We start from the raw sequence: 17,636 nt of genomic DNA, 5'->3' as shown, positions 1-17,636 counted from the left end.
GGCGCCGCCGCTCGACCGACGTGATCACCTCCGCCCTCGAAATCGTCATAGCGCTTCTCCTAGGATTACCCCTAGGACCTGCAGCGATCGCGTTCGTCAAACAAGGCGGCCCTCAACGGAGGGATACCGAACAAATGACCTTGTCGGCGAAATAGACCTAAACGGCCGCAATAAGCTTCGGCATGCATCCTATAAGCAAATGTGCGGCGGTTGGTCTGCGTGCTTGGCTAGGGCGTAAATTGACCGGAATCTCTGCATCGTGTGTACGTTGTTTGATCTCTAAATTTCGAGGAGTGACACCAACGCCCGCGTTAGGAGTCTTTTGCCTAGTAGGAGGCCTCGACGCGGCGAGGCCGGGCACGTCGGACCATCCCGAATTACAGGTAATCGCTCGGCGAATGGGCCGATTTTACTGCGCATGAGGTTGACCATGTCCGTCTCGATGCGATTTTGGCGCCCGCGCTATTAGCCCCCGCAACAACAAGATCGGCATCGTTTGCCCATCAAGGTCCAATTCGCATCATTGAACCGTATCCCTCTAGGTTGAGAGCCCGCCCGGGTGCTGACAAACAGGCCCACTATTGCAGATACCGTGAACCCGTTAGCCATATTGCTGCCAAACGTGACGTTGGTTGCGGTCGCAGCGCCGGTGCGAAGCGAGAAGCCGCCAACTTGGGTGGACGGGTCCCAGAATTGATCACCATCGATCAAAAACGCAACTGATCGTCCCAGGCGCATGCCACCCACGCTGGAGGCGGCAGCGCCGCTACTGCCGGCCAATCACAATGTTGCCAGTGACACTGGTATTGTTGACAAACGTTCTTCCGAGGGAGCTATCGGCGACTATCGAGATGGTGATCGGGCCCTGATCTGCCACACGAACCAAAAGCGCACTGGTATCCCGCACTGCGAAAGATTCGCCTGACAGTGCACTACTGTCCGATCTCGAACCGGACTATCAATGCGGCTACTTTAAAAGCCTTAGGAGAGTTCAATATGCATTTGCATCCCTGACCTAGGCGCCGCTCCCTTGCATAAAACAACCAGTTGTTTCAGGTCCCATCAACTCGCTCGGTGAGCGTAGAGGCTCCTGCCGTCGGAATTCAGGGTAACAATGGATTGGTCGTTGAAGGGTGGCCTACCCCCGGATCGGCCCATTCCCCGCTTCCAAGCGTGTTCGACGTTCGCGCCGCCGTAAACCGGTCCAATTTACGCCGTCGCAATTGCGGGCGCGGCATCGGGTGCCTTGACCGCCATGTCGGCACCAACCACGGGCGCGGCGAGCCCGAACACAGCTGCGGCCGGTAGCAACAGCTTCTTTCTCTCCACTTTCAGCGCAACCATGCGTAGATTGGTGCAGCCGGGGAATGAGCCAGCAGCCAAAAAGTCATCCACCCATCGGAGGACAATCCGCTACGCGCGACAATTGCGGGAGCTCCCGCAAATTGGTGAAGAAGGGGATGAACGAGAACGTACGATTGGTCGACGCCGACGAAGTCGAGGCCATTGCGGCCGCATGGAATCCAACATCGCACACGCCGACTGCTAAAATTGGCGCGAGGCCCGAAGCTAAGTCTGGACCTATAGAAAATGAAGCAACGGGCCGGGCATCGCCTAACCAACGCGCGTACGGCGGCGCCGCACATTGTCTATACTTTATCGCCGTTAACGACGTAGAGAGAAGAGGATCTGACATCAATGTTCTCTAACTGGCCGCACACAGTAGGACCGATCCAACTCGTTGGAGGCAACGCAGGCGATGAACTACTCGAGGCCGCGACATCTGCGACACGGCTCCGAACACACATGCTCTTGCACGAGAGCCACGCGGATCGGGTGCAACGGCTTATCATCAGCCTTCAGCGAGGCACGTACGTTCAACCGCACAAGCATCCCAAGCAATGGGAGCTAATCGTGCCGCTACAAGGCACATTGGCCGTCTATGTGTTTTCCGACGCTGGAGCCATCACGGAGAGGTTCGAGATTGCCCCAGGCAATACGAGAGTAATTGAGATACCAGCAGGCTTTTGGCATACGCTCGCACCCGTCTCCGAACGCGTGCAGATGCTCGAAATAAAACCAGGCCCGTTTCGGCCAGCAGAATTCGCGCCTTGGTTCCCGTCAGAATGCACAACGATGGCGGCGCTCGCCACAGCATGGTTGGCAGATGCGAAGCAAGGCGATCGATTTGCAGACTCGCCTCACTAACCGGCGCATCGGGCTGCGCGGCGCGCCGCGATTGAATATGGTTCTACCCGATAATCGTCCACTAGACACAATCAACGCAGTCGCGTCGTATTCCACATCGGCTGTCCGAAACCGTACGATGTCCAATCTCCAAGCGAAGCTTGAACGATTTGAGCCCCATACTGACGAGTCCGAGCTGATCGCGAGCGGGGCGCTGGAAGGGAGTAACGCGAATTATCAAGCGACTGAGTGCTCGCTATTGCGCGCTGACGAAGAACAGGGGACCGTGATCGCCAGTGCGCCGGCAGTGGAGCCGACCTATGGAATTGAACCATATCTGCGCCCTCGGACAAGGCGGCGCCGAGTTAGCCCCAGCGCATCAAGCATAAACAGCAACTCTCTTCAGTTCGTGACGTGCGGGGACCACTCACTGCATGCGATGAGGGCATTATTTTTCAGGCCACCTAGGCAATCTGAAGAGCATTATGCGACGGCCCTCCCGGTCCCTGCCGAGCCTGAAGGCGAAAAAGAAAGTCAGGCGACCTTGGCAAAGCGCTCCGGCGCTGGCGGCAAGGAGGCGATAACAAGCGTTCTGCCTTCTTCATCGCTCCTTACAACTTAGTGCTTATGCACGACTATCAGCTCATTTTTGCATCTCGTTCAAAGTGACAAACAGGATGAAGCCCGTATCCGTTAGTAGGTCCTGCTGGTTCAGCAACGCCATCAGTCTCGTGGCGGCGGCAAGAGTGAAGGAAATGGTACGTATGCAATCATGCCCACAAGAACTGGATGGACTTCCGAGCGCGCAAATAGTTCCGGCCCAGTGCATCTGGTTAGGCCAATACGCTCAATTCCCGAGTGGCTGACCTCGGTTTGGTAGACCTCGTCTAGGAAAGTGCTGTAGCTTGCGAGCAGTTACCGACCTTCGAGGGACCACCAACGTGTGCTTTGTTGCGTTAGTGCTGCTGCTCGCCGGCGTTTGCGTTTTTGGAGGCTGGCGCTTAGGCTACGCGAAAGGATGCGACGAGGGCATCCATTCCGTCGCCTGCCTATTTGCAAACGAATCCACCCCTTGGATGGGCCAACCGATAGCCTAAATTGCCCGCACCGTTTTCTATCGTTAGTCAGACGAAACGCCTGTCGAGCGTCGGTCGACGTGCACAAATCCGCCAATCAGGCATAGCCTGCGCGCCGGCAATTTGCTTGTTATCTTCAGCTTCATTTTGTTGGATTGAACGGTGATGAGCTGCGGTTTATCTCAAGCCCTTGTGCGTCTTGGCTGCTTTTCGAACCGCGTGTAAGGTAACCCCGATCCGCCGCGGCTGATGACTGGAACCTTACGGCGGCATTGCGGCTGATGTTAGACTGCCAGAGGAATTAGGCCCTGCCTGCTCAACAATGACTAACCGTACTCAAAAGATCACCGTTGGCGAAATGCGAGCCGAAGGTGTAAGCGGAGTCCTGATCTACTGCACCGACTTTACGTGCAGCCATTGGATTACCCGCAGCGCGGAAGACTGGCCAGACAGCGCTCGACTGTCCGATCTTGAGCAGCAATACAAATGCAATGTTTGCGGCAGGGTTGGCGTGGACATCCGACCGAATTTCGAAACTATCGTTCGTATAGCTCCAAAGTAGCGCAACAACTCCTGCTTCAGAGACAACGGATCCTGGTCGCGAAGCCAAACAACCACGAGCTCGCTTCAGTGCGGCCAGACGACGAACGGCCCGGACCATGTTGATCCAAGATTGAGACCTTTGATAAATTCTGCGTGGGATACGAGAAGCGCCTTGGAGCTTTCCCGTCATACAGCTGTTCGTCACGTAAACGCTCGATCGAACAAATGATATCTATTTGTTCGATCCAATCGTCTTACACTTCTGATTGTCGACAAGGCTCCCCCCTGGGCGTCAGTGACGGCTGTCTGACGGTCGCGCAGCAGTCGGTTCGTCTTGAAGTCTTGACCGGTCTATTAAGTCACGGCCCGTTCGGCGCGTGACCGCCGCAAGTCTTCGACAGTGAGGCGGCGTAGGAACCTCGCTTGATGCGAGCGGGTATGTCCTTAGGGCGTTCATGAGCGATGAAAAGGGAAGAAATCGCGCTGCGGCGAAGCAACAGACTCGATTGCAAAGTCCGGGCAGCAAACATCGCTTTCATCCCCGACAAGACCCACAACGCAAACATGCATGGCTGCGGCTTCAATTATTGCGGGCCACGTACGTCGATCGACAGTTCTCATGGAAAGACAAGGCGAGGTTAAATTGTGGCGTTTCGAGCGAAGGACGAGCCATTAAGATGGTCCATATAGAATGGAGAGCAATTAGCCGATCTGTTCGACTTGATCGAGACCGAGTGCCGCAAACACAACAGCAACGAGCCGCAGAGGGTCAACCTCGGCTGCAATAACGCCGTTGCCGCGTTTGCTCTGCCCGACCGTGCCGAGGAACAGAGGCCGGCGACTAGGTCTAGTACAGATCGCGGCGATTTTTGAAAATCCGTGGCATCAAAGCAAATGACAATCAGCTCCTCTTGAGGCGATAGGTCTCGTGGCAGCCGCCGCACTGCTTGAACAGCGGCGGCATTTCCGCCTTCAGCGTGTCGAGGTCCTTGACCTTGCCTTTGGTATCGGCGACCGCCTTGGCGTAGCTCGCAATGTGCTGCTCGAAGCCGGCCTTGTCTTCCCAGACCTTCGGCGCGGGGGAATAGTCGCCATCCGGCTTGAGGCCCTTGCTGCTTTCCGGGAACAGCGTCGGCAGCTTCTTGGCGGTGTCTTCGAACTTCACCAGCGCGGCATCGACCGCTGCCTGATCGTAGGGCTTCTCGCCCTTGATCATCGCCGCTATCGCGCCCGCATTTTTGCCGGTCTCCTTCATCTGGGCCTGGGTCTGCTTGACCTGATTTTGGTCGGCCACCACCGCCCCTGCACTCAACGCAAGCATCGCTGCGACGACGACAATCCGCTTCATCGGCAAAACCCCTCAATTCCGCTCTGTCCCGGTCCGCGATCTGCGGCCGGCCTGGTTTGCAAAACACCGCAGGCGGAATCTTCATTCCGCCTGCGACAATTTATCAGAGATTATGGCGGCGCTGCGCCTCGCGGATCGCGATCCAGACCCGCTCCGGCGTCGCCGGCATGTCGATGTGGTCGATCTTGTACTCGCGATGCAGCCCCTCGACGATCGCGTTGACAACCGCCGGGCACGAGCCGATCGCGCCGGCCTCGCCCGCGCCCTTCACGCCCATTGGATTGGTCGTGCAGGGAACGTTATGGGTCTCGAACACGAAGGACGGCCCGTCGGAGGCGCGCGGCAGCGCATAGTCCATGAAGGTGCCGGTGACGAGCTGACCGTCGGCCGGGCTGTACACCGCCTGCTCCATCAGCGCCTGACCGATGCCCTGCATCGCGCCGCCATGAACCTGGCCCGCCAGCATCAGCGGATTGAGCGTGACGCCGAAATCGTCGACGATGACGTAGCCGACGATCTTGATGATACCGGTGGCGGGATCGATCTCGACCTCGGCGAGATGCGTGCCGTTCGGATAGGTGCCGTCGGCGCTGGCGAAGGTCGCGCTCGCAGTCATCTTCGACGTATCTCCGCCGGGGCGTTTGGCGAGATCGGCAAAGCTGATCGAGCGGTCGGTGCCGGCGATGCGGATGCGGCCGTCGGCGATCTCGAGATCGCCGGCGCCGGCTTCCAGCGCTTGCGCCGCAAGCTCCTTCAGCTTGTTGCCGAGATCATGCGTCGCGCGCTGCACGCTGACGCCGCCGGACGGGATCGATGCCGAGCCGCCGGTGCCGAGGCCGGTCGCGATCTTGTCGGTATCGCCCTGCAGCACATGGACGCGCTCGGGCGGCACGCCGAACTGCTCGGCGACGATCTGCGCATAGGCGGTCTGGTGGCCCTGCCCGCTCGACTGCGTGCCGATCAGGACCGAGATATCGCCATTGGGATCGAGCGCCACATTGGCGGTCTCCTCGCCCATGGTGCCGCAGACCTCGACATAGCTCGCCATGCCGATGCCCCGCACCAGGCCGTCCTTTCTGGCCGCCTTGGCGCGCTTCGGAAATTCCTTCCAGTTGGCAATTTCCATCGCGCGCTTCATGTGTGCGACGAAGTCGCCGGAGTCGTACACCTTGCCGGTCGCGGTCGTGTAGGGCAGCGACTTCGGCGGAATGAAATTCTTCCGCCGGATGGCGTCCGGCGTCGTGCCGAGCTTGCGCGCGGCGGCATCGACCAGGCGCTCGATGACATAGGCGGCCTCCGGGCGGCCGGCGCCGCGATAGGCATCGACCGGCACCGTGTTGGTGAACACGGTGCGGACCCGGCAGTGGAAGGCCTGGATGTCATAGAGGCCCGGCAGCATGCCGGCGCCGCCATGCGGGATGTAAGGCGCAAAGGTCGAGAGATAGGCGCCCATGTCGCCCATCAGGTCGACATCCATGCCGAGGAATTTGCCGTCCTCGGCGAGCGCCATCTTCGCGGTGGTGAGATTGTCGCGGCCCTGCGCGTCGCCCATGAAGTGGTCGGAGCGCTCGGCCGTCCATTTGATGCTCTTCTTGAGCTTGCGCGCGGCGACCGAGATCAGCGCATATTCGCGATAGGGAAACAGCTTGGTGCCGAAACCGCCGCCGACATCCGGGCAGATCACCCGCATGTTCTCCTTCGGCATCTTCAGGATCATGTCGCAGAGGATCTCGCGCAGGCGGTGGCTGCCCTGGCTGCCGATCGTCAGCGTCAGATGATCCTTCTTGGCGTCGTATTCCGCGACCGCGGCGCGCGTCTCCATGAAATTGGTGATGACGCGCGGATTGACGATGGTGATCTCGGCCACCGCATGCGCCTTGGCGAACGCGTCCTCGGCGGCCTTCTTGTCGCCGATCGAGACGTCGAACAGCACATTGCCGGGCTTGTCCGGCCAGACCTGCGGCGCGTCCTTCTTCACCGCATTGACGAGGCCGACCGCCGCCGGCAGCGGCGTCCATTTGACGTCGATCGCCTCGATCGCGTCACGGGCATGATCGACGGTATCGGCGACCACGAAGGCTACCGCGTCGCCGACATGGCGCACCTCGTCCTTGGCGAGGATCGGATAAGGCGGTGCGGTGAACGGATCGGTTTCGAGATTGAACAGGCACGGCAGGCCGCCGAGATCGGCGACGTCGGCGGCGGTCAGGATCAGCGCCACGCCGGGCATGCCGCGGGCCTTGCCGGCATCGATCGTGTAGGTCGCGTGCGCATGCGGCGAACGCAGCATCAGAGCGTGCAATGCGGGAGACGGCGCAACGTCGTCGGTGTAGCGGCCCCTGCCGCGAATCAGAGCGTCGTCCTCCTTGCGCCGCACACTTTGTCCGACGCCAAATTTGATGGGAGCTGCCATCGTCTCTCCAATTGCCTTGGTTGTTTGCGTGCATATTGGCGTGGTTGTCAGCGAAGCGCAAACCGCTTTCCGCCGCGCGCGGCGCTATCCCACAGCCGCCTCCTATGCATTTGATTTGACAGGCAAAACTATACGCGGCGGAGCGCGAACAACCAGCCGCGGCCGAACAGCGTGAGGATCGAGAGGGCATAGACGAAGACGCCGACCGCAATCAGCAGCAGCAGGATCAGTTCGTCGCGAAAGATCTGCATCGGCGCGAACCACACCACCGCGAAATGCGAGGTCAGCCACAGCGCGACCGCGAGCAGCGCGCCGCACAGCGCGAAGGTGCCGAATGAGCGGATCAGCGCGCGATCGAGCGCGAGGTAGCCGCGGCGCACGGCAAACATCAGCACAAGCAGCAGATTGACCCAGGCCCCGATCGCGGTCGCGAGCGCGAGCCCGACCTGCGCCAGCGTGCCGACCAGCGCGATCTTCAGCGCGACGTTGACCGCGACCCCGGTCAGCGCCGCTTTTACCGGCGTTGCGGTGTCCTTACGGGCGTAGAAGGTCGCAACCGCGCTGCGGATCATCACGAACGGAATGAGCCCCACCGCGTAGGCTGCGAGCGTGGCGCCGGCGCTTGCCGCATCGGCCTTGGAGAAGGCGCCGCGGGCGAACATCGCGCGCATGATCGGATCGGCGACCGTCAGGAACGCCGCCACGAACGGCACCGAGAACAGCAGCGTGAAATCGAAGGCGCGGCGCTGCGCCGCCATCGCGCCGGCGTGATCGTCGGCGCTCAGCCGCCGCGACATCTCCGGCAGCAGCACGGTGCCGATCGCAATCCCGATCACGCCGATCGGCAATTGATTGAGGCGATCGGCATAATAGAGCGCCGAGAGCGCGCCCGCTGGGAGGAAGGTCGCGATGATGGTGTCGGCGAACAGCGCCACCTGCGTGCCCATCGAGCCCAGCGTCGCCGGCCCCAGCGCGCGGAAGAAGCCGCGAACGTCCTCGTCGAGCCGCAAGGGCGCGAACCGCGGCAGGCCGCCATGGCGCGCGAGGTCGCCGGCGAGCAGGAAGAATTGCAGCAAGCCCGAGATCAGCACGCCCCAGGCCGCGGCATGGCCCGCGCTCGGGAAGAACGCCGCGAGCGCCAGCGTCATCATCATGGCGAGGTTCAGGAAGATCGGCGCCGCGGCAGCGCTGGCGAAGCGATGCATCACATTGAGCATGCCGCCATAGAGCGTCACCAGCGTGATCAGGAGCAGATAGGGAAACGTGATCCGCGTCAGCTCGATCGCGAGCTTGCGCTGCGCCGCGTCCTCGGTGAAGCCCGGCGCGAGGATGCTCATCGCCTGCGGCATGAACGCCGTCGCCACCGCCAGCAGGATCACCTGCGAGGCGAACAGCAGCGTGAAGATGCGGTCGGCGAACAGCCGTGCCGACGCTTCGCCGCGCTCGCCATGGACGTGGGCATAGGCCGGCACGAAGGCGGCGTTGAAGGCGCCTTCGGCGAAGATCGCGCGGAAATGATTGGGCAGCCGCAGCGCCACGAAGAAGGCGTCGGCAGCCGGTCCGGCACCGAGGATTGCCGCGAGCATAATGTCGCGCGCGAACCCGGTGACCCGCGATAGCAGGGTATAGCCGCCGACGGTGAATATGCGCCCAAGCATACGCTGCTTCTAGCGCATGATTGCGGTCTGAAAAAGTTTCCTATCAGGCCGAAAGTGCGCTGCGCACAGCCGCGATGACGCGGTCCTGCGTCGCCTCGTCGAGATAGGGGTGCATCGGCAGGGCGATGACATCCTTGGACAGGCGCTCGCTGACTGGCAGGCCGCCGTCGGCAACCGGATAGTGGCTGTAGGCCGTCTGCTGGTGCACCGATTTGGGATAGTAGATCATGGTCGGGACGCCCTGCGCCTTCAGGGCAGCCGCGAAGGTGTCACGATAGATGCCGTCGGACAGACGGATGGTGTATTGCGCCCACACCGAGGTACAGCCCGGGGCAAGGCGCGGCACCGCGACGAGGTTGCCGAGCGCGCGCGAATAGCGCTCCGCCACCTTGTTGCGCGCCGCGATCTCGTCGTCGAAAATCTTCAGCTTCTCGAGCAGGATCGCCGCTTGCATGGTGTCGAGCCGCGCCGTGAGGCCGAGCCGCACGTTGTCGTACTTGTCCGAGCCCTGGCCGTGCACGCGGATGCTGCGCAGGGTGCGTGCGAGTTCCTCGTCGTCGGTGAAGATCGCGCCGCCGTCGCCGAAGCAGCCGAGCGGCTTGGCCGGGAAGAAGCTGGTCCCGGTCGCGAGCCCGAAGGTGCCGAGCTTGCGGTTCCTGTAGGTCGCGCCAAAGCCCTGCGCGGCGTCATCGAGCACGAACAGGCCCTCGGCCTCGGCGACCGCGCCGATCGCATCGTGATCGGCGCTCTGGCCGAACAGGTCGACCGGGATCACGGCGACCGGCTTCAGCCCCCGCGCGCGCGCCGTCGCGATGCCGCGCTTGAGCGAGTTGACGTCGATGTTGAAGGTCCCCTCATCGACGTCGACGAAAACCGGCGTCGCTCCGGTCAGCGTCACGACCTCGCCGGTCGCACAGAAGGTGAAGGTCGGGCACAACACCGCGTCGCCCGGCCCGACATTCTTCGCCATCAGGACCATCAAGAGCGCGTCGGTGCCGCTCGCACAGCTGACCACATGCTTTGCGCCGCTGTATTCCGCCAGCGCCTTCTCCAGCGCGGTCACTTCGGGACCGTTGATGAACTGGCAATGGTCAAGCACGCGCGCGACCGCGTCATCGACCGACTTGCCGAGCCGCCGGCGCTGCGCGGCGATATCGATGAAGGGAATGGGCTCAAGCTGCATATGCTGGTTCATGGAAGCTCTTTGCACGTGTTGAATGAATGAAAATCAGCCGGCGATGCGGCGCGGCCCCTTGCGCATCGTCGAGGCGGCGGGCCTGGCGGGCGATTCCAGGCAGCGGATCGCGATCTCGAGGCTCGCCACGCCCTCGTCGCCGGACACTGCCGGCAGCTTGCCGCCACGCACGGCATCGAGGAAGGCGATCAGTTCGGCGCGCAACGGCTCGTCGTGACCGACCGGCAGATGACGCATCGAATAGCTGCCGTCCGGCTTGAAGCCGAAGCATTCGGTGACCTGACGCGTGAGCAGATCGCCCATCACATACTTGCCGCGGGTTGCGACCGTCACGTTGCGCGCCTTGAACGGCGTCAGCCAGTTGGTGTTGATATGGGCGAGGACGCCGGAAGCGGTGCGGAACTGCAGCAGCGCGATATCCTCGCGCTCGGCGACGGCGCTCGAAAGCTGCGGCTGCACCTCGATGATATCGGACTCGGTGAACCACCGGATCAGGTCGATGTCGTGCACGGCAAGATCGATCACGACGCCGACATTGGACATTCGCGGCGGGAACGGGCCGACCCGGGTGATGCCGATCGACAGGATGTCCTCGCCCGAGATCGCCTTCTTGATCGCGGCGACCGCCGGATTGAAACGCTCGACATGGCCGACCATCAGCGTGACGCCAGCCCGCTCGGCGGCCGCGACGATCTCGCGGCCCTCTTCGACCGTCGATGCGACCGGCTTCTCGACTAGGATGTGAACGTTGCGCGCGATGCAGGCGAGCGCGATCTCGTGATGCAGATGGGTGGGGGCTGCGATCGTCACCGCATCGATGCCCTCGGCGAACAGCTGATCGAGGCTTTCGAAGGCGCGGCAGCCGACCAGGTCGATGGCGCGGGTGCGATGTTCCGGCAGCGGATCGACGATGCCGATCAACAGCACCCCGGGCAGTCCGGCCAGCACGCGGGCATGGTTGCTGCCCATCACGCCGGCGCCGATCACGCCGACGCGCAATGCGCGGCCGGTATCGGCCGTCGCGCCGGCTGCGGACATTTTTGCATTCATATCGTAGACCCCAAGTAACGTTCTGGCGGTTGTCCAGGCTTCTCAGGGAGCCATCCCAGCTCCGAGGGAATCAGCACCAAGGCCCCTCTGCCCGATCCACGCCTTTGGCGCAAATCACGACCCGCTTCGTTAGCAGCCGCTATAGCACGGCGTCACAAATGTGGCGAATGCCAACGGCGAAATCCGGACACGTTTTGATTCAAAGAGTTACATCGCCCGCGACTCGATCTAGCGCGGGGCCCGTTCGCCTCAGGTGCGCCGATAGTCATCCTCGATGCGAATGATGTCGTCCTCGCCGAGGTAGCTGCCGGTCTGCACCTCGATCAGCTCGAGCTGGATCTTGCCCGGGTTCTCCAGCCTGTGCACCGCGCCGATCGGGATGTAGATCGATTCGTTCTCGTGCACCGTCTTGATCAGCTCGTTGACGGTGACCTGCGCGGTGCCGCGCACCACGATCCAGTGCTCGGAGCGGTGATGGTGCTTCTGCAGGGACAGCCGTCCGCCCGGCTTGACGACGATCCGCTTGACCTGGTGGCGATCGCCATTGTCGACCGACTGATAGGAGCCCCAGGGGCGATGCACCTTGATGTGGTTCTCGGTCACCTCCGGTGCCGCCACTTTCAATTTCGCGACCAGCCGCTTCAGCCCGTTGGCGTCCTTCTGCCGTGACACCAGCACGGCATCCTGGGTCGCGACCACGACGAGATCGTCGACGCCTTCGAGCGCAACCAGCGCCCGGTCGGTCGAGACGTTGCAATTGCGGGAGTCCTCGAACACCGCCTTGCCGCGCGAAGCGTTGCCGAGGCTGTCCTTGTCGGCGAGCTCCCAGACCTGGCGCCACGAGCCGATGTCGGACCAGCCGCACGCCACCGGCACCACCGCGGCATGCGAAGTCTTCTCCATCACAGCGTAGTCGATCGAGATCACCTTCGCCGCGCCGAAGGCCTGCGCATCGAGCTTGATGAAGCCGAGATCGCGCGCCGCCGACGCAACCGACTGCTCCACCGATGCCACGCTGTCCGCATCGACATTGCGGTACTCGTCGAGCAGCACGCCGGCGCGGAACATGAAGTTGCCGCTGTTCCAGAGATAACCTGCATCGATATAGCCCGCCGCCGTCGCGGCATCCGGCTTCTCGACGAATTTCGCCACCGTGCGCACCTCGCCGGCGACCGCCTCACCCGGATTGATGTAGCCGTATTCGGTAGCCGGCCGCTCCGGCTTGACGCCGAACGTCACGATGCGGCCGGCGTCCGCGGCCACCAACCCGCCGCGGCACGCGGCGACGAAGGCCTGGGTATCCCGCACCAGATGGTCGGCGGCCAGCGCCAGCACGATCGCTTCGCTGTCGCGGCTCTGCGCGAACGCCGCACCGGCCGCGATCGCCGGCCCCGAGTCGCGGCGCATCGGCTCCAGCAGCACGTCGGCCTCGCGGCCGATCTCGGCCAGTTGCTCCAGCACCATGAAGCGATAGGCCTCGTTGGTGATCACGATCGGACGCTCGAACAGGCCGGCATCGGAAACCCTCAGCAGCGTCTCCTGGAAGGTCGAGCGCGCCCCGAACAGCGACAGGAACTGCTTCGGATGCACCTCGCGCGACGCCGGCCACAACCGCGTGCCCGCGCCGCCGCACATGATTAGGGGAATAATTCGTCGATCCATCGATGCCTCAAATCCTGTCGTGCAAGTCCTGTCGTATCCGCCTGCGGACGACACACCAAATCGGCCCAGGCCGTCGCGGCCGGCGGCCCTGTTGCCTCGGAAGCACTATCCAAGCAGTAGCACGCGCCCCCCGCGCGTCTGGTCGGATTTTAGCGGTAACGTAAACCCCCGGTGAGTGGCCGGCCGTCCCCGGTTCCGGCCTCTTTAGCCGCCCCTTCGCGCCTGCCGCAATAGGGACCAGTACGGGTATTGCCAGATCGGCGCGGAAACAATACCAAGGCGGCGAATTTGGGCGCGCGAAAGCGTTTTGCGCTGTTTTTGACACATTCTGAAACCTGGCAGCGCGAACGGAAATGCGCCGAATCCTGCTTTCGACCGTCAAGATCCTGATCTCGGCCGCGCTGCTCTATTTCTCGCTGCGCAAGGTCAATCTGTACGACCTTGCCTCCCGTATCCAGGTCGAGAGCTTGGGCTGGCTCAGCCTCGCGATCGCGGTCACGTTCCTGCAGATCTTCCTCGGGGTGCTGCGCTGGCGGGAGATCAGCGTGGAGTGCGGCGCCCCGCTGAAGACCGGCCAAGCCATGCGCTTCAATGTGATCGGCACCTTCTTCAACCAGACACTGCCGTCCTCGATCGGCGGCGACGCGGTCCGGCTTTGGCTCGTCGCGCGCGCCGGTGCGGGCTGGCGCGCAGCCACCTATTCGATTTTCGTCGACCGCGCGATCGGACTGATCGCTCTTGCCGTCGTCATCGCCGCCACCCTGCCCTGGAGTTATCGGCTGATTTCCGATTCCCACGGCTGGATGGCGTTGCTGCTTCTTGACCTCGCCGCACTCGCGGCCGGATTTGGCTTCCTGCTGATCGGCGTGTTGCCATGGGCCTGGCTGAAGCAATGGTGGGCAACACATCACATCTACGCCTGCGCGGTCATCGCGAACCGGGTGCTGTTCAGCCGCAAGCACGGATTGAGGGTCGCAACCCTCTCGATCGCCATTCACGTCGTGACCGTCGTGATCGCCTGGTGCGTGATCAAGTCGATCACCGCCCCCGTCACCTTCGGCCAGATCTTCCAGTTGTTGCCGCCCGTGATGCTGATCACGATGATGCCGATCTCGATCGCCGGCTGGGGCGTGCGCGAGGCTACGATGGCGCTGGCGTTCGGCTACGCTGGATTGATCGCCAATGAAGGCATCAACATCTCCCTGTTGTTCGGCGCGGTATCGTTCGTGGTCGGTGTGTTTGGCGGTCTCGTCTGGATATTGAGTGCCGAGAAAGCCGCCAAGGGCGCTGAGCCGATCGAAGTCCCAGGATCAAAGTGACTTTTACCATGAGCAGCCCCCAAATCCTACTCTCGCTTATCGCGACAGTTCTGGCCGCATTGATCTCGGTCGTTTTAGTCCGGGCGACGCGACCAATCCTGCAGCGCGTAGCGCTGGCCAAACCGAATGCACGATCATCGCACCGAGTTCCAACACCGCAGGGTGCCGGTGTTGCGGTCACGGCGGCCACGCTACTCGCGGGCGGGATCGTCATCGGGCTGGCCGGATCGCCGGACCTGACAATTCCATTCACTGTTTTCGCGGCCTGCCTATTCATCGCGGTGGTCGGCTTGGCCGACGACATCCTTTCCTTGCCCGTCGTTCCGCGGCTGTTGCTGCAGGCCGCCGCCGTTGCAGCCGTGGTGTTTTCGGTACCTAGTGATCTCAGGCTCGCGCAATCCAGCCCGGTCTGGCTCGAACGCGGCCTGCTGCTGATCGCCGGCCTCTGGTTCGTAAACCTCGTCAACTTCATGGACGGGCTCGATTTGATGACCGCGGCCGAGGTAGTGCCGATCACCGTCGCGATCGTGCTGCTCGGCGGCTTCGGCTATGTCCCCGCAGCTCCCGCACTGGTCGCGGCAGCGCTGTGTGGCGCGTTGCTCGGCTTCGCGCCGTCCAACCGACCGGTCGCAAGGATATTCCTCGGCGATGTCGGCAGCTTACCAATCGGCTTGTTGCTGGGCTGGTGCCTGCTCGAGCTCGCTCTACATCAGCAGTTCGCCGCCGCACTGCTGCTGCCGCTATATTATTTGACGGATGCTACAGTGACGCTGTTTCGCCGCATGGCGCGGCGCGAGCCGTTCTGGGCCGCACATCGCTCACACTTCTATCAGCGCGCGACCGACAACGGTTTTACCGTGTGGCGCGTCGTCGGCGAGGTCTTTGTGCTTAACTTAGTGTTGGTTGTGCTCGCATTCGCCTCGGTCGCCCTCACCTCTCTTACCGCAGACATTACCTTACTATTAGTCGGTGCGCTCGCCGTTACCCTCCTGCTCCGCCGATTTTCGCGTCTCGCTCCTCCCGCTAAGTTAAGGTAGCCTTGGACTAACGACACGTTTCAAGCCGTCATCGAGGCTGAGTGGCGGTTGCCATCCGGTCGTGGCAACTTTCGAAAGATCTAGCTCGAGCGAGCCAAGCAAGCTGTCGCACGCGTCACTTCGACCAATCAACATCAGCATTGCCCTAAGAAGCGACGCGGGCAATCGGAATAAACGTGGAGGAGTCTGCGCTGCGTGGGCGAGACGTTCGATGAAAAGCGGCGTCGAAACCTGCTCGCTATCAGCCACAAGAAACACGTCGAAATCCTGCCCTGGCTGCGAGAGGCGGTGTAGGATGAATGAAGCTAGGTTCTCCACCGATAGGAAGGCACGGCGGTTGCGGATATTGGCTAACGGAAGTGGGACACCGCGTTTCACGGCCTTTTCGAGATACGCAAAATTTCCCTTTGCTCCGGCACCATAGATCATTGGCGGACGGATGACGGTGACCCTCATGCTGCCACCTGCTACCAGTTCCTTAAGACCTGCCTCCGCAGCAGCCTTTGACATTCCATAGAGGCCACGGGGCGTCAAGAAATCATCTTCGCGAAATGGTGGGCGCCCGCTATTGCTGCGCCCGTGCACCAGTATTGTGCTGATAAAGATGAAATGCTGCACGCCGGCGGCCATCGCCGCACGCGCCAAGTGCAGCGTGCCCTCGACATTTACGGTCTGATAAAGCTCGATCGCATGCTCTTCGTTCTTGTGATGAACGCGAGCTGCGAGGTGAACTACGGCATTTGCACCAACAACCGCATCGCTCCAATCTGCGCTCGGTCCCAACGTATCAATCATGATATCGTTCGGATCCCGCGACGGAGTTCGCATGGCACGCCGCACCAACCAGCCATGACCAGCCAATAAAGGTACTACGTGGCGACCGACGAAACCGCTCGCGCCAGTCACAAGAACCGTCGGGCGTCGATTACTCATGCGATCTGCTCCATATCGTGATTGGATAGCAGTTCCCGAACCACAGCGGCGTAGCTGGCCAGGGCCCGCTCAGGACTAAAGGTCATCGCGGTCGCAACTGCACGCTCTGCCATGCCGACATCCTTCGAACACGACGCCGACCTAATCGCGTTGGCGAGTTGATCGGGCCTGCCGGGTGTCACAACCCAGCCTAACCTATTCTCCCTGACGGCAAGTGCGGCCTCGGCCTCAGCCTCAGATACGAGAATGACGGGCCGACCGACTGCAAGAAGATTGTAGAACCGGCTCGGAACCGACACACCGGCGACATTTTTGCGATAGGGAACGAGCCAAACGTCCGCACTTGAGAGAAGGGCACCAAGTTCACCGTCCGCAACGCGGTCGACCAATGTGACATTGGCAAGCCGCGCTGTGGCCTGCATCTCCTTCAGTCGCGCAAAGCCTATACCCCATCCCGAGAGCAGGAAATGGATATCGCGTTCGGCTCGCAGGAGCCGCGCTGCCCCGAAGACAATCTCCGGATCGTGGGTAAAGCCCAGATTGCCGGAGAGGCCGACGACGAAGCGGGCGGCGATAGCCTTACGAAATGGATTGTCCGGGCTGACGGGACGGTTGGCGGGACTGAGCGTGGTCCAGTTCGGGATGAATTTAATCTTGTCAGGCGTCATTCCGCCATACCGCAGCACAAGCTTCTCGGTATCGCGGCCGATCACGATGACGACGTTCAAGGCACGGAACATCAGCGTGTTGATCGCTCGCATTGCCCGCGCGACCAGCGAGAACGGCCGCAGCAGCCCGGCCATCACAAGCACGTCGGGAAACAGATCGTGCAGGATCAGCACCGGCTTCGCCCCCTTCAACCTTGACGCGGCGGCAACGGCATAAGGAAGCGCGAAAGGGGCTGTCACCGTCAGCGCCACGTCGCCCCGACGCAGCCGCCACAACAGCGCAAAGAAAATCCGGCCCGTGAACAGCGCCTCGGCCAGCGCGCGCTTGATCAGCGCCGCCTTTCCAGGCAGCCAGTTCCTGATCTCGATAACGGCTGGCCGCCCGGGCGCCGGCGCGCGCGCCGAGCCCGGCATCCCAGAGATCACCACCACCTTCGACTCCCGCGCGATCCGCTCGGAGATGGCGGCCATGATCGCGGCGGTCGTGCTATAATCCGGTGGATAGTGCTGGCTGACGACAACCACTTTTCGGGAGCTGCTCATCAAT

12 protein-coding genes are annotated in these 17,636 nt (G+C 62.0%); 3 read left to right on the top strand and 9 right to left on the bottom strand.

Annotation, left to right across the window (positions count from 1 at the left end):
• Positions 1 to 1,209: 1,209 nt before the first annotated feature.
• Positions 1,210 to 1,344, bottom strand: a complete 135-nt coding sequence (locus tag AC1VNY_RS35115) for a hypothetical protein (RefSeq protein WP_482408602.1) — start codon at positions 1,342 to 1,344, stop codon at positions 1,210 to 1,212.
• Positions 1,345 to 1,698: 354 nt separating this feature from the next.
• On the opposite strand from AC1VNY_RS35115, the gene AC1VNY_RS35110 reads away from it, so the two are divergent.
• On the top strand, positions 1,699 to 2,208 hold the full coding sequence (locus AC1VNY_RS35110) for a WbuC family cupin fold metalloprotein (RefSeq protein WP_482408601.1): 510 nt from the start codon (positions 1,699 to 1,701) through the stop codon (positions 2,206 to 2,208).
• Positions 2,209 to 4,707: 2,499 nt separating this feature from the next.
• On the opposite strand, the gene AC1VNY_RS35105 is transcribed toward AC1VNY_RS35110, so the two are convergent.
• The 6 genes from AC1VNY_RS35105 to AC1VNY_RS35080 form a co-directional block, all read right to left on the bottom strand.
• Positions 4,708 to 5,154, bottom strand: coding sequence for a c-type cytochrome (locus tag AC1VNY_RS35105; RefSeq protein ID WP_018272612.1), 447 nt, complete (start codon positions 5,152 to 5,154; stop codon positions 4,708 to 4,710).
• A 103-nt stretch (positions 5,155 to 5,257) separates the two neighbouring features.
• Positions 5,258 to 7,567 (bottom strand): xanthine dehydrogenase family protein molybdopterin-binding subunit, encoded by a 2,310-nt coding sequence (locus AC1VNY_RS35100; RefSeq protein WP_482408600.1) that lies wholly within the window; start codon positions 7,565 to 7,567, stop codon positions 5,258 to 5,260.
• Between the two features lie 128 nt (positions 7,568 to 7,695).
• Entirely contained in the window at positions 7,696 to 9,225 is a 1,530-nt protein-coding gene (gene murJ, locus AC1VNY_RS35095) for a murein biosynthesis integral membrane protein MurJ (protein WP_018272614.1), read from the bottom strand.
• 43 nt (positions 9,226 to 9,268) lie between these two features.
• Entirely contained in the window at positions 9,269 to 10,420 is a 1,152-nt protein-coding gene (locus tag AC1VNY_RS35090) for a DegT/DnrJ/EryC1/StrS family aminotransferase (protein ID WP_018272615.1), read from the bottom strand.
• 33 nt (positions 10,421 to 10,453) lie between these two features.
• On the bottom strand, positions 10,454 to 11,458 hold the full coding sequence (locus AC1VNY_RS35085) for a Gfo/Idh/MocA family protein (protein ID WP_026193025.1): 1,005 nt from the start codon (positions 11,456 to 11,458) through the stop codon (positions 10,454 to 10,456).
• A 261-nt stretch (positions 11,459 to 11,719) separates the two neighbouring features.
• Positions 11,720 to 13,132: a mannose-1-phosphate guanylyltransferase/mannose-6-phosphate isomerase gene (locus AC1VNY_RS35080; protein WP_482408599.1), complete on the bottom strand. Its 1,413-nt coding sequence runs from the start codon at positions 13,130 to 13,132 to the stop codon at positions 11,720 to 11,722.
• 353 nt (positions 13,133 to 13,485) lie between these two features.
• Between AC1VNY_RS35080 and AC1VNY_RS35075 the strand changes: the two genes are divergently transcribed.
• A complete protein-coding gene (locus tag AC1VNY_RS35075) occupies positions 13,486 to 14,451 on the top strand; it encodes a lysylphosphatidylglycerol synthase transmembrane domain-containing protein (RefSeq protein ID WP_018272618.1) in 966 nt (321 codons plus the stop codon).
• Between the two features lie 8 nt (positions 14,452 to 14,459).
• Positions 14,460 to 15,488, top strand: coding sequence for an MraY family glycosyltransferase (locus AC1VNY_RS35070; protein ID WP_080650439.1), 1,029 nt, complete (start codon positions 14,460 to 14,462; stop codon positions 15,486 to 15,488).
• On the opposite strand, the gene AC1VNY_RS35065 is transcribed toward AC1VNY_RS35070, so the two are convergent.
• Together AC1VNY_RS35065 and AC1VNY_RS35060 are read right to left on the bottom strand one after the other, a co-directional pair.
• A complete protein-coding gene (locus AC1VNY_RS35065) occupies positions 15,480 to 16,421 on the bottom strand; it encodes an NAD-dependent epimerase/dehydratase family protein (protein WP_026193027.1) in 942 nt (313 codons plus the stop codon). The genes AC1VNY_RS35070 and AC1VNY_RS35065 overlap by 9 nt on opposite strands.
• Positions 16,418 to 17,632: a glycosyltransferase family 4 protein gene (locus AC1VNY_RS35060; RefSeq protein ID WP_041482679.1), complete on the bottom strand. Its 1,215-nt coding sequence runs from the start codon at positions 17,630 to 17,632 to the stop codon at positions 16,418 to 16,420. The genes AC1VNY_RS35065 and AC1VNY_RS35060 overlap by 4 nt, the downstream gene beginning before the upstream one ends.
• Positions 17,633 to 17,636: the final 4 nt, after the last annotated feature.

This window comes from Bradyrhizobium ferriligni (assembly GCF_056837965.1).
This window is presented reverse-complemented; position numbering and strand designations above follow the sequence as displayed.